The organism is Streptomyces iakyrus (assembly GCF_000717055.1).
Taxonomy (GTDB): domain Bacteria; phylum Actinomycetota; class Actinomycetes; order Streptomycetales; family Streptomycetaceae; genus Streptomyces; species Streptomyces iakyrus.
The window spans coordinates 184,757-210,541 of sequence record NZ_JNXI01000006.1 but is presented as its reverse complement, the minus strand read 5'-3'; the positions used below and the strand labels follow the sequence as shown (position 1 = coordinate 210,541).

Here is a 25,785-nt window from a genome sequence, read left to right as displayed (position 1 = left end):
GGCTCGGCAGGACGACGCCCACAGCTTCGCACACCTGTGCCCACCAGCGCCTTCGTTTATCGAGGGCGGTCGGGCGGGCCCTCTACGACAGCTGCGACTGCACCTGCGCGGAGATCAGCTCAAGGTGGTCGAGGTCGTCCAGGTCGAGGACCTGGAGGTAGATGCGGCGGGAGCCGATCTCGGCGTAGCGGCCGATCTTGTCGACGACCTCGGCCGGGGAGCCGGCCAGGCCGTTGCGCTTCAGCTCGTCCACCTCGCGGCCGATCGCGGCGGCCCGGCGGGCGACCTCCGCGTCGTCCCGGCCGACGCAGACGACAAGGGCGTTGGAGTACGTCAGCTCGTCGCCGCCGCGGCCCGCTTCCTCGGCTGCCGCGCGGACCCGGCCGAACTGGCGCTCGCTGTCCTCGACGGAGGCGAACGGCATGTTGAACTCGTCGGCGTACCTGGCGGCCAGCCGCGGGGTGCGGGAAGGGCCGTGGCCGCCGACGAGCACGGGGATCTTCCGCTGCGCGGGCTTGGGCAGGGCGGGAGAGTCCGTGAGGTCGTAGTAGGTGCCGTGGAAGTCGAAGGTCTTGCCGGGCTCCGTCGCCCACAGGCCGGTGACGATCTCCAGCTGCTCTTCCAGGCGGGCGAACTTCTCCTTGGGGAAGGGAATGCCGTAGGCCCTGTGCTCCTCCTCGAACCAGCCCGCGCCGAGGCCGAGTTCGACCCGGCCGCCGGACATCTGGTCGACCTGGGCGACCTGGATGGCGAGCACGCCGGGCAGCCGGAAGGTGCCGGCGGTCATCAGGGTGCCGAGCCGGATGCGCTTGGTCTCCCGGGCGAGTCCGGCCAGGGTGATCCAGGCGTCGGTCGGGCCGGGCAGGCCGTCCACGGTGCCCATGCGGAGGTAGTGGTCGGAACGGAAGAAGGCGTCGAAGCCGAGGTCCTCGGTGGCCTTGGCGACGGCGAGCAGAGTGTCGTAGGTGGCCCCCTGCTGGGGCTCGGTGAAGATGCGAAGATCCATGCTTCCATCCTGCACGCCGGGGTGTGCGATCACGGGATCGGTCCCCCGTCCACGCCGCTCCCCGGTCGGGTGAAATTACGTCAATACCGCAGCCGCCGCCCGGCCCGGCCAGTGACCGGCCCCGATGGTGATCGTTGGCTCGGGCGGAGCCGGAGCCCCCGGCTTCCGCACCGGGGGTGGACCGCCGGGGCGTCACCCGTGTCGGCCTCCCCGGGGGCCAGGGGCCGAGGAGGCCGTCATGTCCGAAGAGACCGTGCCGCAGCAGGGCGGAAGCGGGCAGCCGAAAGGGCTGTTGCAGCAGATGGAGGAGCTGATGGCGGCGTTGAACGCGGACCTGTCGGCGCTGGACGCGGACCTTCAGGCCGCGGGGGACGCCGAGCGCGGGGCCGTCGAGGAGGGGCAGGCGGGTTAGCGGCGGGCGGTTCAGGAGCTCTCCCCGCCCGCCTCACCCCGCCTCCCGCTCCGGCAGCGCCTGTTCCCGGTCCGCGAGTCTGCGGAGCATTTCCAGGACGCGGTCGCGGGACTCGTCCGCCGCGTCGATGGCCTCCATGCACTGCCAGTATGTGCCCTCGTCGTCGGCGGAGCTGGCCAGGGCGACGAGGGCGATGCCGACCTCGCCGAGGAGGCCGCCGAGGTACATCAGGGTGTGGCGGGCGTCGCCCAACTCGGTGAGCTGGCCCGCCCGCAGCTCACCGGGGGCCAGTTCCGGCGGGTCGAGGACGCCGCAGCCCCGGCCCGCCAGCTCCGTCAACCCCAGTGCCTCGCCGCGCAGTTCCGGCGGTCCGGCGACCGCGAGGCGGCTGCCTATGGCCTGCGCGAGGGCCTGCGCCTGCCACACCTCGGCCAGGGTCTCCCGCGCGCCGCCGCCCGCCGCCAGGGACCGCCTGCTCGTCACGATGAGCCGCACCGCTTCCATGCGCTGCCCCCGTCTTGTCCGACGCGCTGCGCGCGTCCGTCTGCCCGCACTCCCTTGTTCACTACCCAGAGTGAAGGGGTGTGAGACGAAAAGCCAGAGGAAGGTGGAAAATTGCGGACAACGATTCGGATTCGAGCGGTGATTTGATTACACAGCGTACAAGTGGACTTCATCGCTCCAGGCGGTGGGGCGGTGCCGCTAGATCGGGAACCTCCGCTCGTTCCGGTCGATCTTCGCGTCCAGCGCCGCCAGCGGGTCGATGCCGAGCACCTCGCACAGCTGGAGCAGATACGCGAGCACGTCGGCGACCTCGTCGGTGACGCGGTGCGCGGTGTCCGGGTCGGCCATGACCCGGGCCGACTCCTCGGGCGTCAGCCACTGGAAGATCTCGACCAGTTCGGAGGCCTCGACGCTGAGCGCGGCGGCCAGGTTCTTGGGGGTGTGGTACTGCTGCCAGTTCCGCGCGGCAGCGAAATCGGCCAGGCGGCGCTGTAGTGCGGCCACGTCCAGGGGATCAGTCACGGTCCAGGTGTACCACCGTGGCCCCCTCCGTCCCGGCGGCCCAGGAGCCGTCGCTGACCGCGCCGACCAGCCGGATGTGCCCCCGCTCGCACATCCGGGCCGCCAGCCGCAGCAGTTCGAGACGCTGCCGTCCGTCCAGGCCCCGGTCGAAGCCGTCGGCGAGGACCGTGAGCGTCTGGAGCGCGGCGGGCACCTCGCCGGCCGGGTCGACCTCCAGCACGCCCGGCCCGGTCAGCAGGACCAGCGCGAGGGCCACGTAGCGCAGTTCGCCGTCGCCGAGCCGTCGCAGGTCCGTGCGGACGCCGTCGCCCCGGTCGAGCGCGGCGCGGATCGTTCCCGTGGCCTCCTCCGCCCGGGCGAGCACATCCGTCACCGGCCCCGCGCACCCCGCCCGCACCGCCGCCACGAACTGCGCGTGCCGCCGCCCGCACTCGGCGCGGGTCCGCCACAGCACGTCGGCGAGGTTGCCGCAGCCACCCAGCAGCCGGCCGGAGCCGGCCGCCACGGGGCCGCGCATGCGGGCGGGTTGGGGGTCGACGGCGAAGGCGGAGCGCAGCGCGACGACCATCTGCTCGGCGGCCGCCAGCACCCTGCGCTGCCCGGACGTCTTGCCGGCCACGCGCAGCGGCAGCAGGGCGGTGCCGAGCCGGTCGTCCGGGAGCGGGCCGCGGGTCACCGGTGTCGGTCCGGCCGTGTGCCAGGCGGCCTGCACGGCACGCTTGCCCGGGTCGCGCAGGGCGGTCTCCAGGAGGACCAGCCCGTCGGACGTCAACCGCTCGCCCACGACCCGCAGTTCGGGCTCGGCCTGCACGGCCACGTCGAGGCGGACCGGGCCCGCTGGGCCGTCGGCCGTACAGCCGATGCGAAAACCGCGGCGGCCCTGGGCGTCGGGCCGGGCCCGTTCCGGAACGCAGGCGGTGGGGTCGGGGAACGCCTCGCCGAGCCGGGCGCCGCCCCCGAGCCGGGCGAGGGCCTCGTACGCCCGCAGCGCGCTGGTCTTGCCGCTGCCGCTGGGGCCGGCGAGGAGAGTGAGGGGCCCGAGCGGGAACGCGGCGCGGCGGTGGGCGGTGAAGGCGGCCAGGCGCAGTTCGGTGACGCGCGGGCGGTCGGGGAGGGCGGGGTGGGTCATGCCCGGACGGTAGGGCTCCGGCGGCAGGACGAACCGTTCCGTCTCCGGGGGCTTCCTACGATCGGGCTACGGTCACGTCGACGGTCGCTACGGCGGTCACTCCCGCGGTCACACCCACGTCCACCCGGTGGTCACACCGGCGTCCACCCCGTCGGTCACGCCCCGGGGAGGCCCGCTCCCTCCATCAGGCCCGTCACCTCGGTCCCCGCCGGAGTCAGCAGGAACACGTTGCGGTCCACCCGGTGCATCCCGCTCGCCAGGCCGAAGACGACACCCGTGCTGAAGTCGAGGACCCGCTTGGCGACCTCCGTCTCCGCGCCGGTGAGGTCGAGGAGGACGGGGACGCCCGCCATCAGCCGCTCGGCGACGTCACGGGCGTCGGCGAAGACGTTCACCCGCAGGACGACGAAACGACGGCGGGTCTCCGTCTCGGCCTCGGGTATGGACCGGTGGCCGACGGAGGACGGCCAGGCGTCCCGGCCTCGCAGCGGCACGACCTGGGCGAGCCCCTCCCACTGTTCGTCGGTGACATCGTGGCTGTTCACCGGCATGCTCCGTCCTGGCTCGCGCTCGCTGTCTGCATCGGGCAATTCTTGCGCAGAGTCACCCGTTCGGCCCAACAGCGACACGCTCAGCGACCTCAATGCACCTCACAACGGCCAAAAGGCGGCTGTGTGACCGGCGTAACTGCTCGTGATCGAGTGATGTGACACCTGCGTAACGGGACGTTCGTACCGTCGACGGCATGACCACGACCCCCCGGCCGCAGCAGCAGACGCAGCGGGTGCGCACCGTCTGCTCGTACTGCGGTGTGGGCTGCGGCCTGGTGCTGGATGTCGGTGCGGGCCCGGACGGGCGGCGCAAGGTGCTGAAGGCGTCGGGTGACAAGGCGCACCCCGCGAACGCGGGCCGGCTGTGCACCAAGGGCGCGACCACCGCCGACATGCTCGCCGCGCCCGGGCGGCTGACCAGTGCGCTCGTGCGGGACGACCGGGGCGAGGAGGCGGCCCCGGCGCCCGTGGCCGACGCGATCGCCGGGACCGCCGCGCGGCTACGGGCGATCATCGACGAGCACGGGCCGGACGCGGTCGCCTTCTACGTCTCCGGGCAGATGAGCCTGGAGGCGCAGTACCTGGCCAACAAGCTGGCCAAGGGGTTCGTGGGGACGAACCGGATCGAGTCGAACTCACGGCTGTGCATGGCGAGCGCGGGCACCGGCTACAAGCTGTCGCTGGGCGCGGACGGGCCGCCCGGGTCGTACGAGGACTTCGACCGGGCGGACGCCTTCCTCGTCATCGGGTCGAACATGGCCGACTGCCATCCGATCCTGTTCCTGCGGATGATGGAGCGGGTCAAGGCGGGCGCCAAGCTGATCGTCGTCGACCCGAGGCGGACCGCGACCGCCGCGAAGGCCGATCTGTTCCTCCAGGTCAGGCCGGGTACCGACCTCGCGTTGCTGAACGGCCTGCTGCACCTGCTGCTGGAGAACGGGCACACCGACCCGGAGTTCGTCGCGGACCACACCGAGGGCTGGGAGGAGCTGCCCGGGTTCCTCGCCGACTACGCCCCGGCCGCGGTCGCGGAGATCACAGGGATCGCGGAGGACGATCTGCGCACGGCCGCCCGGCTGATCGGCGAGGCGGGCCGGCAGTGGATGAGCTGCTGGACCATGGGGCTCAACCAGTCCACCCACGGCACCTGGAACACCAACGCCCTGGTCAACCTGCACCTGGCGACGGGAGCGATCTGCCGTCCGGGCGCCGGGCCGTTCTCCCTGACCGGACAGCCCAACGCCATGGGCGGGCGCGAGATGGGCTACATGGGGCCGGGGCTGCCGGGGCAGCGGTCGGTGCTCGTCCCGGAGGAGCGGGCCTTCGCCGAGGAGGTGTGGGAGCTGCCGCCCGGGACGCTGCGCGCCGACGGGGTCGGGCAGGGCACGGTCGAGATGTTCCGGCAGCTGGCCGACGGGGAGATCAAGGCCTGCTGGATCATCTGCACCAACCCGGTCGCCTCGGTCGCCAACCGCCGCACCGTCATCGAGGGTCTGGAGGCCGCCGAGTTCGTCGTCACGCAGGACGTGTTCACGGACACCGAGACGAACGCGTACGCCGATGTCGTCCTGCCGGGCGCGATGTGGACCGAGGCGGAGGGCGTCTTCGTCAACAGCGAGCGCACCCTCACGCTGACCCGGCCGGCCGCGGACCCGCCCGGGGGGGCGATGGCCGACTGGCGGATCATCGCCGAGGTGGCGTGCGCCATGGGCTACGAGAAGGGGTTCTCGTACGACAGCGCCGAGCAGGTCTTCGAGGAGATCAAGCGCTTCTGGAACCCGAAGACCGGGTGGGACCTGCGCGGGGTGTCCTACGAGCGGCTGCGTGGAACGCCCGTGCAGTGGCCGGCCGCGCGGGAGGACGGTCCGGAGCGCAACCCGATCCGGTACGTGGACGAGGAGGGGCTGCGCTTTCCGACGGCCTCCGGGCGGGCCGCCTTCTTCGCGCGGCCGCAGCTGCCCGCCGCCGAGATGCCGGACGACGACTACCCGTTCGTGCTCAACACCGGGCGGGTGCAGCACCAGTGGCACACGCTCACCAAGACCGGGAAGGTCCCCAAGCTCACCAAGCTGAACCCGGGGCCGTTCGTGGAGCTCCACCCCGCGGACGCCACGGCGCTCGGGGTCGCCGACGGCGATCTCGTGGAGGTCGCCTCGCGGCGCGGGCGTGCCGTGCTGCCGGCGGTGGTGACGGACCGGGTGCGGCAGGGCTGCTGCTTCGCGCCGTTCCACTGGAACGACCTGTTCGGCGAGTACCTGAGCATCAACGCGGTGACGAGCGACGCGGTGGATCCGCTGTCGTTCCAGCCGGAGTTCAAGGTGTGCGCGGTGTCGCTGGCGAAGGTGGCGTCCCCGGCGCCCGTCCCGGAGACACCGGCCCTGACGCCCACGGCCGTGACGCCCACGGCCGCTACGCCGGGCGGCGCGAACCCCTTCGGCCTTGAACCCTCCCCTCCCCCGGTGCTCTCCGCCCAGGAGCGCCAATACCTCACCGGCTTCCTCGCCGGGCTCGGCTCGGGCGCCCCCGGGGTGCCGGTGCTGCCGCCCGACGCGCCCTTCTCCCCCGAGCACGCGCTGTGGGTGAACGGGGTGCTCGCCGGCATGTACTCACGGACCGGGGCGGACGTGCCGCAGGATCGGCCCTCCGGGCGGGAGGTCGTCGTGCTCTGGGCCTCACAGACCGGGAACGCGGAGGAGTTCGCCACCGCCACGGCCGAACGGCTGACCTCGACGGGACACCGTACGACCCTCGTCGGCATGGACGACGCCGATGTCGGGACACTCGCCCGCACCGCGGATCTGCTCTTCATCACCAGCACCTTCGGGGACGGCGACGCGCCCGACAACGGCTCCGGCCTGTGGGACGCGCTCTCCGGCGAGCAGGCCCCCCGGCTGGACGGGGTGCGGTACGCCGTGCTGGCCTTCGGCGACTCCTCCTACGACGACTTCTGCGGGCACGGGCGGCGGCTGGACGCGCGCCTCGACGAGCTGGGCGGGGTGCGGCTGGCCCCACGCACGGACTGCGAGCCGGACTTCGAGCCGTCCGCCGGTCAGTGGCTCGACCAGGTGCTGTCGGCGCTGGGCGAGACGACCGCCGTGCCGGCCGGGAAGCCCAGGACGCGGTCCAAGCCCGTCACCACCGCCCGGCTGGTCGGCAACCGGCTGCTCAGCCGGGCGGGTGCGGGCAAGGAGGTCCGGCGGTTCACCTTCGACACGAGCGGGACGGACCTGGCGTACGAGGCCGGGGACGCCCTCGGTGTGCGGCCGGTCAACGCGCCCGCCCTGGTGGAGGAGTGGCTGGCGGTGACCGGGGTGGACGCCGGGTCGGCCGTGGCGGTCGACGGTGTCGGTGAGGTGCCGTTCGGCGAGGCCCTGCACCGGCATCTCGACATCACCCGGATCACCCCCGACCTGCTCCGCTTCGTCGCCGAACGCGCCCGGGACAAGCACGAGTTGCGCAGGCTGCTGCGGCCGGACAACAAGGACGGGCTGGCGCAGTGGAGCTGGGGCCGGCAGGCGGTGGACGTGCTCGCCGAGTACGCGGTGCGGGCGAGCGCCGAGGAGTGGGCCGGGGTGCTGCGCAGGCTCCAGCCGCGGCTGTACTCCATATCGTCCAGTCCGCTGGCCGATCCCCACCGGGTGTCGCTGACGGTGTCCGTGGTGCGGTACGAGAACCTGCACGGCCGGGCGCGCGGTGGGGTCTGCTCGCCGTACCTCGCGGACGCCGGACCGGACACGGAGGTGCCGGTGTTCGTGCAGCGCTCGCCGCACTTCCGGCCCCCGGCCGACGCCTCGACGCCGATGGTCATGGTCGGCCCGGGCACCGGCGTGGCCCCCTTCGTCGGCTTCCTCCAGGAGCGGCGGGCGCTCGGCCACGGGGCCCCCAACTGGCTGTTCTTCGGAGAGCAGCACCGGGCGACGGACTTCTACTACGAGGACGAACTGACGGCGCTGCGCGACGAGGGCGTCCTCACCCGGCTGGACACCGCCTTCTCCCGGGACCAGCGCAACAAGGTGTACGTGCAGGACCGGATGCGCGAGCACGGGCCGGAGTTGTGGCACTGGCTGCGCGACGGGGCCCGTCTCTACGTGTGCGGCGACGCCTCCAGGATGGCGAAGGACGTGGACCGGGCGCTGCGGGACATCGCCGTGACGCACGGCGGACTGGGCGAGGCGGAGGCCACCGCGTATCTGAAGCAGCTCGCGGCGGACAAGCGGTACGTGCGGGACGTGTACTGAGCCGACGGGACCGCAGGGCCGCCGAGGAGCCCGCAAGGGCGCCACCGAGGAGCCCGCAGGGGCCCTTACCCGGATCACACCGGAATCTTCACCTCCCTCCGGGTCCCGCTCACCGGCGGCGATTAGCGTCCTGCGACGTGTACTCGGCAGAAACGACGCTGGTGGTGCCCGGTCCGCGCACCCAGTCGGGGGTTGCGGCGCCGCCGGCTCCCCCGGCCCAGTGGCACCGCGTCCTGACCCTGCTCGCCGACATCGGTCTGCTGATCGGTACTCGGGCTGTGTGGACGTCGGCGGCCGGTCACCGGCCGGCCGTGGCCGCGGTGATCTCGCTGTGCTACGCCTCGATCCTGGTGTGCGGGGTGCTGGCCCTGGTCGTCCGCCGGGCCCGGTCGCTGGCGCGGGTGGACAAGTGTGTGCTGGTGACGGGCGTGACGCTCACCCTGTGCGCGTGGATCATGCTCCACAACGGCTCCGACGAGGCCCTGCTCACCACCCAGGCGGCGCGGGAACTGGCCGCGGGACGCCCGGTCTACGGACAGCCGTGGCCCTGGCTCTTCGGTCACGGCGTCGCCCTCACCCCGACGGTGACCGGCGGCTACGACCTGACGTACGGCTATCCGCCGCTGGCGCCGCTGCTGGCGGTACCGCTGCTGTGGCTGGGCCACGGCGGCACCCCGGCGACGGCGGTGAGCACGGGCGCGCTGATCGCCGGGACGGTCGCGCTGTGGCGGATGCTGCCGGCGCCGTGGCGGTCGGCGGCGACCCTGGTGTGCCTGGGCTTCGGGATGCTGCCGTCGTACGGGCGGCTCGGCTACCCGGCGATCGTGGCGCTGGCGTTGCTGGTGCCGGTGGTGGTGCGCTGGCCCCGGACGGGCACGGGCGGACGGCTCGGGGCTGCGGGTCTGGCGCGGGCCGGGTGCCTGGGGCTGGCGTGCGCCGCGCAGCAACTGCCGTGGTTCCTGGCGCCGTTCCTGCTGGCCGGGATCTACGCGGTGCGGCGTGGCGAGCTGGGCGGGCGGGCGGCGGCGCTGGTGGTGGCGCGGTTCGCCGGGGTCGCGGCCGTCGGGTGGCTGCTGGTCAACGCGTACTTCATGGTGAGCGAGCCGGGGCGCTGGCTCACCGGGGTCGCCCTGCCGCTCACGCAGGGGGCGGTGCTGCACGGCCAGGGCGTGGTCGGCGTCTCGCTGTACCTGACGGACGGCAGCGACCGGATCGACTGGTACTCCCGCGCGAGCCTGCTGCTCCTCGTCGGGCTGCTCGCGCTGTTCGTGCTGTTCGTCCGGCGGCTGGGACCGGCGGCGACCGTGCTGCCCTGGTGCGCCTTCTATCTGGCGACCCGGTCGCAGGACGGCTACTACCTGCTCATGACGCCGCTGTGGCTGGCGGCGGCGGTGACCGCTCCGGCGTCGGCGTTCGCCGGGGCCTGGCAACCCCGTCCGGGCCGGCTGCCGGGTCTGTGGCCGGGGCCGCGCCGCCGCACGGCGCGCATCGCCGCGACGGTCCTGCTGCTGGCTCCGGCGCTGACCGCAGCGGCGGTGGCGGCGACGGGCACACCGCCCCTGCGGATGCGGGTCACGGCGGCCCGGCACCCCACCGCGGCGACCGTCTCGCGCCTCGCCCTCCAGGTCACCAACACCGCTGACGCGGCCCTCAGCCCGCACTTCACCCTGACCACCGGTCAGGGCATGGCCCCGTACTGGCGGGTGGTCCGGGGCCCGCGCACCCTGCCCGCGCATGCCACCGCCCGCTACGAACTCCGGCCGCCCGCGGGCCGCTTCACGCTGCCCCGGCCGGGCGTCCGGATCCGTCTGCGTGCGTTCACGGCGTCGCCGCAGACCCTGTCGAGCACGGATGTGCAGGAAGCCGTGCGCGGCGGGGCGGACTGACGGCGGCGTTCAGGCCGCGGCCCGGGTGAAGCGGAGGGCGGCGGCGACCGTGGCCCGGCCGCGGATCATGCCGAGCTGGTTCCAGCCCATGCCGAACTGCTCGCGGTCGACGGTGAACTCGGTGGCCAGGGTGAGGCCCCCGGCGTCCCGGTCCGTCACGCGGGCGTCCAGGGAGAGCGGCCTGCTGATGCCGCGCACGGTGAGCTGCCCGATGACGTGTACCCGGTCCCCGTCGCGGAGCTCGGCGCTGCGGGCCGCGAAGGTGATCTCGGGGTGGTGGCCGGCGTCGAAGAAGTGCTCCGACCTCAGGTGGGTGTCGCGCTTGGCGTGCCCGGTGTCCAGGGAGGCGACGTCGAAGGTCAGGGTGCCGACGGCGGACCCGTCGGGACGGACTTCCCCCGTGCCGCTGACGGCACCGATCGTGCCCTTCACGGTGACCAGGCCCCACATGGTCTTGTGCCGGATGCCGACGGTCGAGGCGGTCGCGTCGAGCTGCCACTGTCCGGTTTCCACGGCGACGGTCATGATCGCCTCCTTGCTCTGTGGTTCAAATTTGGATGACTGAAGGGCACGCTAACGGCTAATCCAAAATTGAACAACCATCTGCTCCAAATTTGGACGACAGGTAGACTCGACGTCATGGCCGACCCCGAGGAGCACCGCGCCGTCCTGCCCGAATGCCCGTCCCTCGGCGCCGGCGGACTGCTGCCCGCCGAACTGCGCGCCTGGATGCTGCTGCTGGCCGCGACGGGAGCGGTGGAGCAGCGGCTGCGCGCGGTCGTGAAGGAGAAGCTGGACGTCTCGCACGACGAGTTCCTGGTCCTGTGCCTGCTCGCCGAACAGCCCGAGGGCGGTCTGCGCATGACGCGTGTCGCGGAGCTCCTGGGCCGTCCGAAGACCCGCCTGACCTACCAGATCGCCTGCCTCCAGCACGCCGGCCTCGTCACCCGCAGGTCGGTCTGCGGCGACAGGCGGGGCGTCGAGGTCGCCCTCACCGACAAGGCGCGCGACCTGCTGAAAGAGGCCTCCGCCCCGCTCGCCGAGACGGTCACCGAGTCCCTGGCCCGCTTCATGGGCCCGGACCAGTGCGCGGCGATGCGGGGGCTGGTGCCGGATCTCGCCGAGGAGTCCCGCCCGGAATGAGCCGGGCGGCTTGATCTACACGGTCGTAGAATCCGGGAACACCGGTGCGGTGACGCGCGTTGTACCGGAGACACACGACACCTGAAGGAGCACGTTCTTGTCCGCCAGCCCGACGGACCCTCCGGGGCACAGTCCCCGACCATCCCGCCACGACATGAGTGATCGCGGCACACGGCGGGGTGGTGTCGGATGAGTGCCGCACAGGCCCTGCTGGGCCTGCTCGCCGTGTTCCTGCTGACCGCCGGCACCGGCTACTTCGTCGCCCAGGAGTTCGCCTACGTCTCCGCCGACCGGCTCACCCTCGCGCGTGAGGCCGAGGCCGGGGACCGCAGGGCGGCCCGTGCCCTCACGGTGCTGGAGCGGCTGTCGTTCATGCTGTCCGGCGCGCAGCTCGGCATCACCGTCACCGGCCTGGTGGTCGGCTTCATCGCCGAACCCTCGGTGTCCGCCCTGCTCAGGCCCGCCCTGTCGGGGCTGGGCCTGCCGGACGCGGCCGTCGGCGGCATCGCGGTCGTCCTCGCCTTCACGCTGGCCACGGTCGTGCAGATGGTGCTGGGCGAACTCGCCCCCAAGAACCTCGCGATCGCCGTGCCCGAGCGGCTGGCGAAGGCGCTGGCGCCCTCCACCCTCGCCTACCTGAAGGTCGTCGGGCCCGTCGTGCGGGTCTTCGACGGCGCGGCCGACCGGCTGCTGCGCAAGGCCGGGATCGAGCCCGTCGAGGAACTGCACCATGGCGCCACCCTGGAGGAGCTGGGCCATCTGATCGGCGAGTCCCACGAACAGGGCGAGCTGCCCGAGGACACCGCCGCGCTGCTGGACCACGCGCTGGAGTTCTCCGAGCGCACCCTCGACGAGGTGATGGTGCCGCGCGCGGACGCCGTGTTCGTGCGCAAGGACGCCGGCGCCGAGGAGGCCGTCGGCCTGATCGCCCGGCACGGCCACTCCAACTACCCGGTGCTCGGCGACCACCCGGACGACATCGTGGGCGTGCTGGGCGTGCGCGAGCTGATGGCGCTGCCCGCCGCCCGGATGGCCGGCGCACGGGCCGGGGAGGTGGCCCGGCGCCCCCTGCTGCTGCCGGACACCCTCGCGCTGCCCGACGCGGTGACGCGGATGCGGGAGCAGGACGACGAGTTCGCGGTCGTCCTCGACGAGCACGGCGGCGTGGCGGGCATCGTCACCTACGAGGACATCGCCGAGGAGCTGGTCGGGGACATCGCCGACGAGTCCGACAAGGTCACCCTGCTCGCCGTCGCCGACGGCGACGGCTGGCTGGTGGACGCCGGCCGACGGGTGGACGAGGTGGCCGAGGCGACCGGTGTCCGGCTGCCGGAGGACGACGACTACGACACCGTGGCCGGCCTGGTGGTGGACCGGCTCGGCCGCTTCCCGACGGTCGGTGACCGCGTCACGGTCGGCCTGCCCGGCGGCGGCCGGGCCGTGATCGACGTCCGCACACTGGACCGGCACGTGGCCGACCGGGTCCGGATCAGCCCGCTGGTGGAGGCCGTGGAAGCCGAGGAGATGGCGTGAGTTTCCCGATGGCGGTCTTCGTGACCGTGCTGCTGCTGATCGGCAGCGGCTTCTTCGTCGCGGCCGAGTTCGCCCTCGTCGCCGCCAAGCGCCACCGCATGGAGAAGGCGGCGGCCGACGGGCGGCGCGGCGCCGGCGCGGCCCTGGCCGGCATGCGCGAGCTGTCGCTGATGCTGGCCGGTGCCCAGCTGGGCATCACCGTGTGCACGCTGTGCCTCGGCTCGGTGTCCAAGCCGGCGATCTCGCACGAACTCGACCCGCTACTGCACACACTGGGCCTGCCCAGCGCGGTGAGCTACGGCGTGGCCTTCGCCGTGGCGATGGTCGTGGTGGTGTTCCTGCACATGGTGGTCGGCGAGATGGCGCCCAAGTCCTGGGCCATCGCCCACCCGGAGCGTTCGGCGATGCTGCTGTCGCCGCCGTTCCGGGCCGTGGTGCGGGCCGTGCGTCCGCTGATCCGGCTGCTGAACTCGGTGAGCAACGCCCTGGTGCGGCTGTGCCGGGTGGCCCCGCGCGACGAGCTGGCCTCGGTGCACAACCGGGAGCAGCTGACGCACCTGGTGGAGGAGTCGGAGCGGCTGGGCCTGATCAGCGCGACCGACTCGGAGCTGCTGACCCGCTCGCTGACCGAGCCGGAGACACCGGTCGCGGCGCTGCGGATCCCGGCCGCCGAGATCACCTGGGCCGAGGGCGGCGCGGACGTCGAGGCGCTGCTGCGCTTCGCCGCCGAGCACGACCGCACGCGGCTGCTGGTCCGGGAGAACGGCACCGTCCTCGGCTCGGTGCACGCCCGGGACGCCCTGGTGGCCCGGGCCCGGGGCCGGGCCACGACCGCGCGGGACCTCGCCCGGCCGGTGCCCGAGCTGGCGGAGACCGCCACGGTCGCCGAGGCGATCGAGGTGCTGCGCCGCCGCCGGTCGTCCCTGGCCGTGGTCCGCGACGGCTCCGGCCGGCTCACCGGCCTGGTCACCCTGGACGACCTGCTGGCCCGTCTGATGCAGCCGGCCGCGGCGGCCTGACGGGGACGGGGCCCGAAACTCCAGCACATCTGCACACCGCGGGCCGGGAGGCGGCGCGCCGCCCGGCCCGCCGGCGCGTCCCGGTTCCGGCAGGGGGGGTTGGCGGTGAAGTGCCCGCTTCGGGATCCGGGGCACAACACTCCCGCACGCGGTCGGGCGACGGGCTGTGTGAAGGAGTGGGCGCATCCGGTGACCCCGCGGTCACAGCGGTGAAGACGGCTGCCGGACGGAACCGCTCGTCGCCGGAAGGCGGTTGGCTCTCCTTGGCGGGGAGTGTTTTGATCCTGCGCACGGCGGGAGCAGCCGGGACGGGAGCTGGTCCCCGGCTCCGGCGTCACTCACGCTCACCGCCACTGCGAGACATTCACGCGAAGGGAAACACCCCCATGAACCTCACTTCTCGGGTCGCCACCGCCGAGCTCTCCGACGCCGACCTGGACGCCGTCGCCGGCGGCAACGCGGGCGGCGTCGATGTCTCCGCGGGCCTCGTGGGCGGCCTCTCCGCCGGCCTGGTCGGCCCCCTGACCGGCGAGGCCTGCGCCGCCCTGCAGGCGACCCTGTCGCCGGAGGGCGCGGCCGCGGGCGGCCACGCGGGCGTCCACACGACGTCGCTCTGACGACCTGCGCACGAAGGGCCCCGGGAAGCGTTTCCCGGGGCCCTTTCGCGTGCGGAGCAGCGGCGTTCGGCCACGGATCGCAAACGTGAGGAATTTGCGAAACACGTGACGGAAATCTGAACACCACGGGGGTGGGTAACGCGGTGCGGGGCCGTGACGCAGACTTACTCGGACCCCCCGGATCCCGGCTGCAAACCGATTGGAACCCACTGTGAAGACCGACTCGACCCGAACCGAAGAACTGCCGATCTACGCGAGCCTCATACGCGAACGGGGTGACGTCGTCGAGGAGGCCCGTGCCGTGGCCGAAGAGACGCAGCACCAGATGACGCAGGCGCTGAACGGTGTCGCCGCGACCCCGCACGAGACCGGCGCGCCCTGATCACCCGGCGAGCGGGTCGTGGCCCCAGTTCATCAGGGAGTACCGCCACCGCGTGTCCCGGACGTCCCCGGAGGGCCGCTGGGCCTGGTGGCGGCGTACGTAGCCGACGACCTTGCGCATGTGCCGGTAGTCGTCGTCCGTGAGGTCGCCCTTGCGGGCGCGCAGGATCGCCACGATCCGGCGGCCGGAGGCGTGCCCGGTGGACTCACCCCCGTCCTGGTGCTGCCCGACGCCTTGCGATGCGTCGGACTCCAGCCATTTCTCCAGGTCAGCCGGTGTCATGTTCACCAGCTCACGGAAGTCGTTCCAGGTCTCCTCGCGCTCCTCCTCGTCCACGCCGCCTCACTTCTTCTTCTTGAGCGCGGACGGCTTGTGCACCGCGGTCCTGCCGGACTTGTCGCTGCGCACCTCGTACTGCGGGTCGTCCGGTGAGGCGTCGACCGTGCGGCCCGATGCCTCGGTCCGTTCGGTGATCTCCCTCTCGATCTCGCCCTCGGTCCGGCTGCCGTGACTGCTCCAGGTGACCTTGTCACCCTTCTTCGGCTTCCCGCCCTCGCTGCGGCCCTTCGCCATGCCGGTGCTCCCTCGCGGAGAAGTGTGCTGTCCCTCCAGCGTGCGGGCTGTACGGTCAGGGCGCAGCCCGACGGGTACCGGTCCGGGTGGCGGCCGTGCCGCGGAAGGCCCACGCCATGCCCGGTTCCGTCACGGGGCGGAAGACCCGCCGTACGGACGGAGTGCACAGGGCGGTGACGATCACGCCCGCGACCAGGGCGGCGGCGACCACGCCTACGGGCCCGCGCACCCAGGCCGGCTCGTACCAGCCCCAGTACTTCGCGGCCTGCGCGACGAAGCCGTGCAGCAGGTAGCCGCACAGGGTGCCGGCGCCCAGCACGGTGAACCACGTCCGGCGCCCGGGCACCCAGGCGAGGAAGCAGCCGACCAGGACGAGCGAGCAGCCGAAGGCGGCCAGGGTCATCACGGGCCCGTACCAGAGGGGCACGCCCAGCTCCGGGGCGCTGTCGGCGTGGAAGAACCAGGCGTAGTCCATCCGCGGGACCGCCCAGTACGCCACGGCCAGGGCGCAGGCGGCCACCGGCACGGCGAGGATCCGCACCTCGCGCCGTCGTACCAGCCGGAAGTGCTCCGGGCGCAGCAGCAGGCCGAACACGAAGTACGGCAGGAACTGCAGGGTGCGCTGGAGATCGAGGTCATGGCCGATGGACGGTGCGGTCGTCGCCAGCATCGCGACGGCCAGGGCGAGCGGGAGCGGCCACCGCACCAGCCGCCACAGGGGTGTGGTCAGCCGCCAGACGAACAGCGCCGCGAGGAACCAGGTGAGGTACAGGGGGTCCAGCAGGCTGACCGGGCGGCCGGGGTCCTGGCTGGTCCAGCGGGTGAACAGGGTGTACGCCGTCTCGAACACCACGTACGGGACGACGACGCCGGTGAGCAGGCGCCCGAGCCGGGCGGGGCTGCCGTCGAAGGTGCGGGAGAAGTAGCCGGAGACGATGATGAACGCCGGCATGTGGAAGGCGTAGACGAGCATGTAGAGGGCGGTGACGGTCCTGCTGCCCTGGCGCAGTGGCTCCCAGGCGTGCCCGACGGCCACCAGGACGATCGCGAGGTACTTGGCGTTGTCGAAGAAGGCGTCCCGCTGCCGGACCGGGCGGGGCGCCGCGTCCCGCTCCTTCGTCCCCGTCGCCCGCGTCACCGCGGCCCCGGGGCGGGCCGCGGTCACCGTGTCACTCACGGGACCTCCCGCAACGGGAGGCGTGGGTGCCTCTGGCGGCCGGGAGTAAGGGAGTGGGGTGCGCGCAGAACATCGCCCGCACCCTAATCACAGGGCCGTGCGTTCGTTCAACTCGTAACGGACGTGGCTCGCTTCGGTTCATGCCCGGGTATACGTGCGCGGGCGGGCAATCGTCTCCCGGAGGGCGGTGCTCAGGTCTCCTTCCAGACCAGCGCGGTCAGTACGGCGCTCACGACGGTGACGGGGACGGCGGCCTGGTTCAGCAGCCGCACCCGCATGCTGCGCCCCGTGGCGAGCCGCTTGGTCACGGGGACGACCACGAAGCTGCCGCCGCCGGTCCCGGTGATCTCGTGGATCGGGTGGTCCGTCCGGAGCTCGTCGCCCTCGTACTCCGACATGCGCGCCTGCACGACCGCACCCGCCGGCAGACCGTCGATGTGGAGACTGACGGTGCCGCTGAAGCGGGCCGGTCCCCGGGCGAACACGCTGCCGCCGGTGGCGTGGTGGCCGGTCTCGTCGGTCCACTCCTCGGTGAACTCGACCGAGTCCCAGGCGCCGGGCGCGAGTTGGTACTCCCCGGCGACACCGAGGTTCACGTACTGGGGCATGGGGTCCTCTCCTTCCCACCGGCCCGCCGGGAGGGCCAGGGCGTCGGCGACGTCTCGGCGGAAGCCGGCCATGTCGAATCCGCGCGGGTCGACCTTCCAGTCGCTCCATTCCAGGTGGCCGATGGCGCTCTTGTGGCCCCAGCCGTGCGCGCGGCAGATCGCGACGGTGGCCTTGACCATGGCGAGGTACTGGGCGGGCGGCCACGGGTCCTTGCCGTCGCCCCTGTTCTCGCACTCCCAGCCGTAGAAGCGGGCGTTGCCGTCGACGGCGCCGGCCGAGCCGTCGTGCTCGTGCGTGGGGGGCGGATACGTGCCGTAGGACTCGCCGATGACCGCGTCGAGCACGTCGCGGTCACCGCCTCCGGCGTGGTTGGCCCGGCCGTTTCCGGTGAGGTGGACGACGCCGTCCTTGGTGATGCATCCGGTGGCGAGCGGGCCGGGCAGGGCGCTGTGGCCGTGGAAGATCAGTCCGACGACGTCCGTACCGGAGCCGGTGACGGTGTGGTGGATCATCGCGCCGTGCACGGGACCCCAAGGACCTTTGTGGTTACGGTTGTTGGTGCGCCAGCCGGTGACTTCGCGGACGGCGCAGCCCTCGGCCTTCAACGCGGCGACGAGCCGGGCGGCGGTGAGCGGGGTGGCCATGAGTCAGTCCTCCGTTCCGGCGCGTTCGTGCCGGTCGAAGACGGTCCGATCACATCGGGGGAGCGTGCCTGATCTCGGAGCTCGCCCGGCGGCGCGGGTTCGGCGGATCGCTCCGCCCGCGGGTTCCGGGTGTGCCGTTCCAGGTCGCTCTCATCATTCTTCCGCCGCTCGCCCCGTCACTCACCTCGCCGAGGCCACGTCCGCAAAATCGGCGCGATTACGACGTTGCCGCACCAGGGAGGTCCCGCAGCACGTCGTAGCCCACGAATTCGAACATGCGCAGACCGGGGCGCAGCGGCCGCGGCGTGCCGGTGAACCGGTGCACTCCGACTCCGTAGCCGGCGTCCGGTTCGGACAGCCACAGCAGTTCGAAGCCCTCCCTCTCGAACCGGCGGCAGATCAGCGGCACCCGGTCGGGCTCGCCACGGTGCCGGGTCCAGACGACGGTGCCGCCGGCCTGGCAGAGCTGGGTGCAGGCGCCGATGGTCCGCTCGATGTCGGCGTCGGTGATGTTGCCGAACACCCCGCAGACCAGGACGAGATGTGCCGGGGCCAGGTCCTGGTAGCGGTCGACGAGCGAGGCGTCACCGGTCACCACCTCGACCCCGTCCAGGTGCGCCTGGCGCGCCGCGTCCGAGGCCGCCTCGACGTTGCGGGGGTCCAGTTCGACCAGTCTGGCCCGCACGTCGTGGCGCCGGGGGTGGCCGGCGAGGACGTGGAGGAGGTCCCTGCCGTCCCCGGCGCACAGGCTGATCACCTTGAGCGGCCCGGGCGGGGCGTCGTCGAGGGCCCGGCGGATCTGCTGCCGCACGGTCCGCAGCCGCCGTGCCATCCAGGAGTCGGCGGTGTCGTACCCGCCGTGCCAGGCGCTGCAGTCCATGGCCGCACCCTGGGCCCGGCCGGCCGTCGCGGACGACCGGATGTCGACGGTCGTCCGCGGGGCCCCGGGGTCAGGCGGGGTCCGTCGTGGTGGGTTCCGCGCGGTAGGGGTCCAGGGCGGCGGCGCGTTCGTGGTACGGGATGCGGGAGAGCCGGGACACCATCGTCCACATGGCGCGTTCCGCGGCGAGGGTCTGCGGGAGGGCGAGACCGAGGGAGGCCGCGAGGGGCTTGCGGCCGGTGTTGACCAGGGCCCGGACGGCGGCGGCCCACTCGTCGGTCGCGGTGACCGCGGACCGGTACCAGACCGGCACGAGCGCGGCGAGTACGACGAGGGTGCTCAGCAGGGCGACGCGGTCCGGCTTGTCCCCGGCCACGAGGGCGAGAGCCGCCGCCAGGACCACGACGACATGGCCGGCCAGCAGGGCGACGAAGAAGTCGACGCTGGTGCGGGCGAGTTCGCTCTGGCGGCGGATCTGGTCCGGGACGCAGCCGCTGAGTTCGTTCCACAACAGCTGGGTGTCGAGGCGGTAGCGGTCCCAGCCGTACTCCTCGAAGCGGCGGATGGCGTTCCCGAGCCGGGTCGGGGCGATCTGGTCGTCGGCGATCGGGAACCGGGCGAACCGCTCACGCAGCAGCCCGCGCTGGACGGCGGTACGACGCCGGTCCCGCTCGGCGGCCCGGGCGAGGCGCGGGTCGGCGAGCAGCCTGGCGAGCTCTTCGGCGTCCGCGGTCCGCAGCGGCCCCTGCTCGGCCCGGCGGCGCTCCAGGCGGAGCACGGTCAGCCGGTCCGCGAGGAACGCCCTGCTGCGGCGGCTGCGCCGGCAGCCCGCCTCGAAGGCCCGGGCCGGCCACAGCAGGTACCCCTCCAGGAGCCGGTAGAGCGCGTTCTGGCAGGCGTTGGCGACCAGGCCGAGCAGCAGCGCGCCGGTCAGCAGGGTGAGGCCGGTGCCGAGTCCGCCGGCGCCGCGCAGCCGTTCGAGCGGGCCGAGGTCACGAAGGCTCGGGGCGACGGTGAGCAGGAAGACGGCCAGATTCAGCGCGGTGGGCAGGATCCAGCCCACCAGCAGCGTCCAGGCTCCGCCCAGCACGCCCTTGGCGATGTCACCCATCGGCCGGGTCGGGCCATTCGTCGTCGTCGGAACCGGTGCTGGGGCCGGGCGGGGTGTGGCCCACCGGTGCCCCGTACGCGCCGGGGTGCCCGGCACCGGAGGGCTTCGGCCGCATCGAGCGCCGCCTGTCGGGTTCCGGAGTGCCCAGGGGCCCGTCCACCTGGGCGAGCGCCTGGGCGAGTGTGGCGACGGAGGCCAGGAGCGACGGGGCCGGTTCGGCCGCCGCCAGCCGGGCGCGGAGCCGGGTGGCGAGGCCCGGTGTGACGAGGCCCGTCCGGGAGATCTCCTGCTCGGCCTCGTCGCACGCGTCCCTGAGCGCGGTGATGTCGTCCGTGCTCTGCAGGCGTTCGAGGTCGGACCGCACTTCCCGGAGCAGGACGAGGAGTTCGTCGACGCGCCCGTCCGGGGGCGGAGAGGGCACCGGGCCCCACCCAGGGCCGCCTCCGGTCGTGAAGTGGTGGGCCTGCCCGCTGGCGTGGCCGGCGGAGGTGTTCTCCGTCCGCTCCCCCTCTGCCGACATCAACTCTCCTCGGTCGCCGCCTCGTTCATGCCCCGATCCAACCGCACGCCGGGAGGGCGGGGCAATCGGGCCGGGTGTCCGGCGGCCGGGGTCAGGAGTGCGGCGGCGGGTCGGCCGCCCAGATGCGGCTGCTCAGGTCCGAGCCGCGCAGGACCTGGACGCGCCAGGGGTCGATACGCAGCGGGTGGTAGTCGGCGCTGTCGGGGCCGGTGCTCCCGGCCGCGGGCCTCCAGGACCAGGACCCCCATACCGCGCGCGCCCAGCTCGCGGGCGACGGTGCCGCCCGCGTATCCGGCGCCGACGACGATGGCGTCGTAGGGCTTGTCGTCGGCCGCGGCGGGGGACGCCGTCGCGGCGGCGGTGAGCGCGGTGGCGCCCGGGTGAAGCGAATACCGGAGCCGGGTGTCACTCGGCCGGGCGGCGGTATGCCTTCACGACGCTGGCGTAGCTGTTCTTGGCGTGGCCCTGGGCGATGATGCCCTCCATCAGCGCCTCGGAGTACTTGGGCAGTTCGGTGTCGACGCCGAGCGCCTCGGACTCCTCGACGAGGTGCTTGAGCGCGCCCAGGTGGGTCTCCAGGGTGGCGTCGTTGGCCGGGAACCTCTCGTCGCCGGCGTCGATCTGCGCGGCGTAGTCGGCCGTGAACATCTTGATGGCGTCGAGCCACATGTGCGCCCACGGCAGGAACTCCTGCGCCTTGACGCCGCCGGTCTCCACGATGGCCACACCGTGCAGGAAGCTGTTGAGGGCGCCCCACATCAGGCCGAGCAGCGACACGTCGAACAGGGCGGGCTTGCCGTGGTCAATGCCGAGGTAGGTGGTGCCGCCGCCGAGGAGCTTCAGGACGGGCTCGTGCGCGTCGAAGACGGCCTGGTCACCGGCGTAGAAGAGGACGGAGGTCTCGGCGCCGATGCCGGGCGGGGTGATCATGATGGCGCCGTCGAGGTACTGGGCGCCGTTCTTCTCCGCCCACTCGGCGGTCTGCCGGGCCTGCTCGGAGGAGCCGGTGGTCAGGTTGACGACGGTCTTGCCGCGCAGGGCGTCGCCGAGCGAGCCGATGACGTCGTGCACGACGTCGTACGTCGACACACACACGACCACGAGGTCGCTCGCGGCGACGGCGTCGGCGGGGTTCGCGGCGAGGACCGCGCCGTCCTTGACGAGGCCGTCGGCCTTGTCCGCCGAACGGTTCCACACGGTGGTGGCGTGGCCCGCCTTCAGGAAGGCGGCGGCCAGGGCCTGCCCCATCAGGCCGAGGCCGAGCACCGACACCGAGGTGTGGTTGTCACCCATGAATGTGTTCCTCCAGAACGAAGTGGTGTGCTGTACGAACCGGCACGCGGGGCGCACCGGTGAAAGGGACGGGTCCGGGCGCCGACTCAGAGGAAGACGGTGCCGGGCTCCAGGCCGACCAGGACGCGGCCCTGGAGTTCGAGGTTGACGCCGGCGGTGGCGAGGGCGTGCAGCGAGAAGCCCTGGATGTCGCGGTGGAAGCGCTGGAGGTGGACGTCACGCCGGATGACGGAGCCGCCGCTGGCGTTGTGGAGGATCTCCACGGCCTCGGTCGATCGCGTTCTTCAGGGACGCCGGGAACGTCTGGTTGTGCTCGGGGGTGACGACCACGAACGCGTCGGCCGCCTCCAGCCAGGGCGCGAGGTCCTTCACGGCCTGGGGGCGGGGCGCCGTGGGGTCGGCGGACATCACGTCGGGCAGCCAGGCCGTGGCGAGGTCTATGACGCCGACGTCGAAGTCGCGCCGCAACCGGGCCCGGAAGGCCGGCCATTCCGCCGCGACGTGCCCGAACCGACCCTTCCTGATGCTTGCCGATGATGATCGCCGGCCGCAGTCGCTCATTCTCGGCCACCTGCCCCCGACCTCCGCTCCCCCGCCGAAACCGCATTCCTCGGGGAACCATGGCATCTGCCCCTTCGGATTCGCTTCGGACGACTTCGGAAACGCTGCGGGAACACCCCGCGCAGCGGTGGCCGAGCCCTTGTCGTCGCCGGTCGCGCCGGTCGTCGGGCGGCTACGCTGAGATCATGGAATTCGGGGTGCTGGGGCCGCTGGAGGTGCGCACGGACGAGAGTCGTGTCGTGCGGGTACCCGAAGTCAAGGTGCGTATGCTCCTCGCCGATCTGCTCGCCCACCACAAGCAGGTCGTTCCCGCGGCGCGGCTCATCGAGGACCTGTGGGGCGGCTCGACGTTCACGGTCCGGCCGGCGGCGTCGCTCCAGGCCAAGGTCTCCCAGTTACGGCGCGCGTTGGAGGACGCGGAGACGGGCGGCCGCGAACTGATCGCGCACCGGCCGCCCGGGTACGTCCTGGACGTCCCGGCCGGAGCGCTCGACGCCGGGCGGTTCCGTGAACTGCTCGCCCGGGCCCGGTCCGGTGAGGATCCCGTGACGCGGGCCGCGCTCTACACCGAGGCGCTGGCACTGTGGCGCGGCCCCGCCTTCGCCGAGTTCGCGGACCGGCCGTCCGTACGGCCGACGGCGGCGAGCCTGGAGGAGGAGCGGCTGACGGCGGTGGAGGAACACGCCGCCGTGCGGCTGGAGTTGGGCGAGCACAGCCTGCTCGTGGGCGAGCTGACGGAACTGGTGGCGCAGCATCCGCTACGGGAGGGGCTGCGGGGCGCGCTGATGTGGGCGCTGTACCAGGCGGGGCGCTCCTCCGACGCGCTCGACTGCTTCAACGACCTGCGGCGCCGGCTGGACGAGGAGCTGGGGCTGACTCCCGGCCCGTCCCTGGAGGCCCTTCAGCAGGCCATCCTGCGCCACGATCCGGTGCTGGCCCGGCCGGAGCCGCCCGCGGCGTCCGCCGCCGGCGGGCAGGCGGGGCCGGGGCCGGCCGGGTCGGCCTCACCCCTGGTGGGCCGCGAGCAGGACGTCCGGGCGATCCGGACCCTGCTCTCCCAGCGCCGCCTGGTGACGCTCACCGGGCCGGGAGGGGTCGGCAAGACGCGCCTCGCCCAGGCCACGGCGGAGAGCCTGGCGGGCGCGTTCGGGGACGGCACCTGGCTGGTGGAACTCGCGGACGCCGGGGGCCTGGAGCGGTTCGCCGGCGCGGAGGCGCTGGCCGAGCAGGTCATGGCGACGCTGGGCATCCGGGAGAGCAGCTCCGACGACGACGCCAAGGGCCCCACGGACCGTCTGGCGAACGCGCTGGCCGGCCGGCGGCTGCTGCTCGTGCTGGACAATTGCGAGCACGTCGTGAAGGCCGTCGCGCAACTGGCCGGTCCGCTGCTGAACCGGGCCCCGCAGCTGCGCATCCTGACGACCAGCCAGGAGCCGCTGCGCACCCGTGACGAGACGGTGTATCCGGTGGGGCCCCTGTCCCTGCCGCCGGAGGACGGCCCGGACCTCGACACCCTGACGAGCGCGGGGGCCGTACGCCTCTTCGTCGACCGGACCAGGGCGACGGACCCGGAGTTCGTGCTCGACGCCACCACCGCCCCGCTGGTCGCCGATGTGTGCCGGCGCCTCGACGGCATCCCGCTCGCCCTGGAACTGGCCGCCACCCGCGTGCGGTCGCTGGGTATCAGGGAACTGCACGACCGGCTCGATGACCGTTTCAAGGTGCTCAACAGCGGCTATCGCGACGCCCCTTCACGCCACCGGACCCTGCAGGCCACGCTTGACTGGAGCTGGGGCCTGCTCGACGACCGTGAACGGACCGTGCTGCGCCGGCTGTCGGTGTTCGGCGAGGGGTGCGGTCTGCGGGCCGCCGAGGACGTGTGCTCCAGCGGCGGTGTGTCCGCCGCCGACGTCCTCGACGCGCTGAGCCTGCTCGTGGAGCGCTCGCTGGCCGTCCGCACCGAAGGGCCGCAGGGCCCGCGCTACCGGCTGCTGGAGTCGGTCGCGGTCTACGCGCGTGACAAGCTCGCCGAGTCCGGTGAGCACGCCGAGACCGCCGCCCGGCACCTGCGGCACTGCGTCCGCCTCGCCGAGCGGGCCCGGCCGCATCTGCACGAGCGGGAGCAGTCGCGCTGGTTCCAGTACCTGGACCTGGAGGCGGCCAACGTGCAGCGCGCGCTGGCCGAGGCCGACCGGGCCGGGGCCGCGCAGGAAGCGCTGCGCCTGGTCAACTCGCTGACCTGGTACTGGTACGTCCGCGGCCGGCTGGGCGAGGCCCGCAGGGCGCTGGCGACGGCCCTGGACACACCGGGCGAGGCCGCGCCCGAGGAGCGCGTGGAGGCGGAGTTCTGGTACACGGGCATCCGGCTGCTGCTCGGCGAGCACGACCGGGAGTGCGACGCCCTGGAGGAGTACCCGCCGGAGTCCACCCTGGAGTCGACCAGGGCCCAGTGGTTCCTGGCGCACGCGCAGTGGACGGTGGGGGCGCTGGTCAAGGGCGAGCAGCGGGTCGAGCGCGTCCTGGTGCGCTTCCGCACCCTGCGCGACGCGTGGGGCACCGCCGCCGCGCTGACCACGCGCGCCTGCTTCGCCCTGGCCCGCGGGGACCTGGAGTCGCTGCGCGGCAACGCCGAGGAGGCCCGCGCCCACTTCGCGGAACTGGGCGACCTGTGGGGCCGGCTGAAGACGACGGACGTGCTCGGCAGGCTGGCCGAGATCAACGGTGACTACGATTCCGCCGCCCAGCTGCACCGGGAGAGCCTGCACATCGCCCAGACCCTGGAGACCTGGCCCGAGATGTCCACGAAGCTGTCGGGTCTCGGCAGGATCGCCCTGCTCACCCAGCGCTACGACGAGGCCGACGACCTGCACACGCGCGCCCTGCGGATCGCGGAGGCGCAGGGCAACCAGCCGGCCGAGCAGTTCGCCGCACTGGGCCTCGCCCTGAGCGCCCGCCGCCAGGGCCGCCTCGACGCCGCCGAGGAGTGGCTGCGGCCCTGGCTCTCCTGGAACCGCCGCCGCGGTGACGGCCCGGGGCTGGCCCTGGTTCTGGCCGAGTTGGGGTTCATCGCCGAGCAGCGCGGCGACGCCGGGCGGGCGTTGGCCTACCACCGGGACGGCCTCGCGGCCGCCGCCACGACCAAGGACCCGCGCTCGGTCGCCCTGGCCCTGGAAGGCCTGGCAGGCGCCTACTCCGTGGCAGGCGCCCCGCACCGCGCGACCCGTCTCCTCGGCACGGCGGCGGCGACCCGCGAACGGGCCGGCGCCCCGCACCCCCCGGCGGAACGGGGGGACGTGGAGCGCATCGCGGCCCGCCTGCGCGCCGCGCTGGGCGAGGCCACGTACATACGCGAGTTCACGACAGGCACCGAGCGCCAGCACGAGGCGGAGGCCCTGGCGGAGTCGACGCACCCGGGAACACCGTGAGCCGCCGGCCTGGCACCTGACCAGGAGAGCTCCGCGGGGAGGCAAGCGTC

The 25,785-nt window shown here is 73.1% G+C and carries 25 protein-coding genes; 9 read left to right on the top strand and 16 right to left on the bottom strand.

Annotation, left to right across the window (positions count from 1 at the left end; genetic code table 11):
• Positions 1–82: 82 nt before the first annotated feature.
• Complete coding sequence (locus tag OO68_RS12810) at positions 83–1,006, bottom strand: LLM class F420-dependent oxidoreductase (RefSeq protein ID WP_033308418.1); 924 nt, start codon at positions 1,004–1,006, stop codon at positions 83–85.
• Between the two features lie 238 nt (positions 1,007–1,244).
• On the opposite strand from OO68_RS12810, the gene OO68_RS46765 reads away from it, so the two are divergent.
• Complete coding sequence (locus OO68_RS46765) at positions 1,245–1,418, top strand: hypothetical protein (protein WP_167345887.1); 174 nt, start codon at positions 1,245–1,247, stop codon at positions 1,416–1,418.
• A gap of 33 nt (positions 1,419–1,451) precedes the next feature.
• Here the strand turns inward: OO68_RS46765 and OO68_RS12805 are convergent, their stop codons facing one another.
• The 4 genes from OO68_RS12805 to OO68_RS12790 form a co-directional block, all read right to left on the bottom strand.
• The gene (locus OO68_RS12805) at positions 1,452–1,922 is read right to left on the bottom strand and encodes a DUF6099 family protein (RefSeq protein WP_033308417.1); all 471 of its coding nucleotides are present in this window, start codon (positions 1,920–1,922) and stop codon (positions 1,452–1,454) included.
• 198 nt (positions 1,923–2,120) lie between these two features.
• Complete coding sequence (locus OO68_RS12800; protein ID WP_033308416.1) at positions 2,121–2,444, bottom strand: nucleotide pyrophosphohydrolase; 324 nt, start codon at positions 2,442–2,444, stop codon at positions 2,121–2,123.
• Positions 2,437–3,573: an AAA family ATPase gene (locus OO68_RS12795; protein WP_033308415.1), complete on the bottom strand. Its 1,137-nt coding sequence runs from the start codon at positions 3,571–3,573 to the stop codon at positions 2,437–2,439. Before OO68_RS12795 ends, OO68_RS12800 begins: the two co-directional genes overlap by 8 nt.
• A gap of 155 nt (positions 3,574–3,728) precedes the next feature.
• The gene (locus OO68_RS12790; RefSeq protein ID WP_033308414.1) at positions 3,729–4,124 is read right to left on the bottom strand and encodes a cell division protein SepF; all 396 of its coding nucleotides are present in this window, start codon (positions 4,122–4,124) and stop codon (positions 3,729–3,731) included.
• Between the two features lie 194 nt (positions 4,125–4,318).
• Between OO68_RS12790 and OO68_RS12785 the strand changes: the two genes are divergently transcribed.
• Together OO68_RS12785 and OO68_RS12780 are read left to right on the top strand one after the other, a co-directional pair.
• Entirely contained in the window at positions 4,319–8,362 is a 4,044-nt protein-coding gene (locus tag OO68_RS12785; RefSeq protein WP_033308413.1) for a molybdopterin-dependent oxidoreductase, read from the top strand.
• A 137-nt stretch (positions 8,363–8,499) separates the two neighbouring features.
• Positions 8,500–10,248, top strand: a complete 1,749-nt coding sequence (locus OO68_RS12780) for a hypothetical protein (protein WP_245236955.1) — start codon at positions 8,500–8,502, stop codon at positions 10,246–10,248.
• A 9-nt stretch (positions 10,249–10,257) separates the two neighbouring features.
• Here OO68_RS12780 and OO68_RS12775 read toward each other — a convergent pair whose 3' ends face one another.
• A complete protein-coding gene (locus OO68_RS12775; protein WP_033308412.1) occupies positions 10,258–10,773 on the bottom strand; it encodes a YceI family protein in 516 nt (171 codons plus the stop codon).
• A 114-nt stretch (positions 10,774–10,887) separates the two neighbouring features.
• Between OO68_RS12775 and OO68_RS12770 the strand changes: the two genes are divergently transcribed.
• The 5 genes from OO68_RS12770 to OO68_RS46760 all read left to right on the top strand — a co-directional run bounded on the left by OO68_RS12770 (position 10,888) and on the right by OO68_RS46760 (position 14,942).
• On the top strand, positions 10,888–11,391 hold the full coding sequence (locus tag OO68_RS12770) for a MarR family winged helix-turn-helix transcriptional regulator (protein ID WP_033308411.1): 504 nt from the start codon (positions 10,888–10,890) through the stop codon (positions 11,389–11,391).
• Between the two features lie 189 nt (positions 11,392–11,580).
• Positions 11,581–12,924 (top strand): hemolysin family protein, encoded by a 1,344-nt coding sequence (locus OO68_RS12765; protein ID WP_033308410.1) that lies wholly within the window; start codon positions 11,581–11,583, stop codon positions 12,922–12,924.
• On the top strand, positions 12,921–13,943 hold the full coding sequence (locus OO68_RS12760) for a hemolysin family protein (RefSeq protein WP_033308409.1): 1,023 nt from the start codon (positions 12,921–12,923) through the stop codon (positions 13,941–13,943). Before OO68_RS12765 ends, OO68_RS12760 begins: the two co-directional genes overlap by 4 nt.
• Before the next feature lie 386 nt (positions 13,944–14,329).
• Complete coding sequence (locus OO68_RS12755; protein ID WP_033308408.1) at positions 14,330–14,560, top strand: hypothetical protein; 231 nt, start codon at positions 14,330–14,332, stop codon at positions 14,558–14,560.
• 211 nt (positions 14,561–14,771) lie between these two features.
• Positions 14,772–14,942, top strand: coding sequence for a hypothetical protein (locus OO68_RS46760; protein ID WP_167345886.1), 171 nt, complete (start codon positions 14,772–14,774; stop codon positions 14,940–14,942).
• Here the strand turns inward: OO68_RS46760 and OO68_RS12750 are convergent, their stop codons facing one another.
• The 10 genes from OO68_RS12750 to OO68_RS42235 form a co-directional block, all read right to left on the bottom strand.
• Positions 14,943–15,278, bottom strand: a complete 336-nt coding sequence (locus OO68_RS12750; protein ID WP_033308407.1) for a DUF3140 domain-containing protein — start codon at positions 15,276–15,278, stop codon at positions 14,943–14,945.
• A gap of 6 nt (positions 15,279–15,284) precedes the next feature.
• Complete coding sequence (locus tag OO68_RS12745; protein ID WP_033308406.1) at positions 15,285–15,515, bottom strand: hypervirulence associated TUDOR domain-containing protein; 231 nt, start codon at positions 15,513–15,515, stop codon at positions 15,285–15,287.
• A gap of 55 nt (positions 15,516–15,570) precedes the next feature.
• Positions 15,571–16,692, bottom strand: coding sequence for an acyltransferase family protein (locus OO68_RS12740; protein WP_033308405.1), 1,122 nt, complete (start codon positions 16,690–16,692; stop codon positions 15,571–15,573).
• Positions 16,693–16,883: 191 nt separating this feature from the next.
• Positions 16,884–17,945: a peptidoglycan recognition protein family protein gene (locus OO68_RS12735; RefSeq protein ID WP_033308404.1), complete on the bottom strand. Its 1,062-nt coding sequence runs from the start codon at positions 17,943–17,945 to the stop codon at positions 16,884–16,886.
• Positions 17,946–18,162: 217 nt separating this feature from the next.
• Entirely contained in the window at positions 18,163–18,825 is a 663-nt protein-coding gene (locus OO68_RS12730) for a class I SAM-dependent methyltransferase (protein ID WP_033308403.1), read from the bottom strand.
• Positions 18,826–18,895: 70 nt separating this feature from the next.
• Positions 18,896–19,936: a hypothetical protein gene (locus OO68_RS12725; RefSeq protein ID WP_033308402.1), complete on the bottom strand. Its 1,041-nt coding sequence runs from the start codon at positions 19,934–19,936 to the stop codon at positions 18,896–18,898.
• A complete protein-coding gene (locus OO68_RS43065; RefSeq protein ID WP_051814605.1) occupies positions 19,929–20,456 on the bottom strand; it encodes a hypothetical protein in 528 nt (175 codons plus the stop codon). The genes OO68_RS12725 and OO68_RS43065 overlap by 8 nt, the downstream gene beginning before the upstream one ends.
• A gap of 405 nt (positions 20,457–20,861) precedes the next feature.
• Complete coding sequence (locus OO68_RS12715) at positions 20,862–21,749, bottom strand: NAD(P)-dependent oxidoreductase (RefSeq protein ID WP_033308401.1); 888 nt, start codon at positions 21,747–21,749, stop codon at positions 20,862–20,864.
• An 86-nt stretch (positions 21,750–21,835) separates the two neighbouring features.
• Complete coding sequence (locus tag OO68_RS43945) at positions 21,836–22,012, bottom strand: hypothetical protein (protein WP_329503637.1); 177 nt, start codon at positions 22,010–22,012, stop codon at positions 21,836–21,838.
• The gene (locus OO68_RS42235) at positions 21,966–22,310 is read right to left on the bottom strand and encodes an NADPH-dependent FMN reductase (RefSeq protein ID WP_329503636.1); all 345 of its coding nucleotides are present in this window, start codon (positions 22,308–22,310) and stop codon (positions 21,966–21,968) included. The genes OO68_RS43945 and OO68_RS42235 overlap by 47 nt, the downstream gene beginning before the upstream one ends.
• A 185-nt stretch (positions 22,311–22,495) precedes the next feature.
• On the opposite strand from OO68_RS42235, the gene OO68_RS12705 reads away from it, so the two are divergent.
• Positions 22,496–25,735, top strand: a complete 3,240-nt coding sequence (locus OO68_RS12705; RefSeq protein WP_033308400.1) for an AfsR/SARP family transcriptional regulator — start codon at positions 22,496–22,498, stop codon at positions 25,733–25,735.
• The last annotated feature ends 50 nt before the right edge of the window (positions 25,736–25,785 follow it).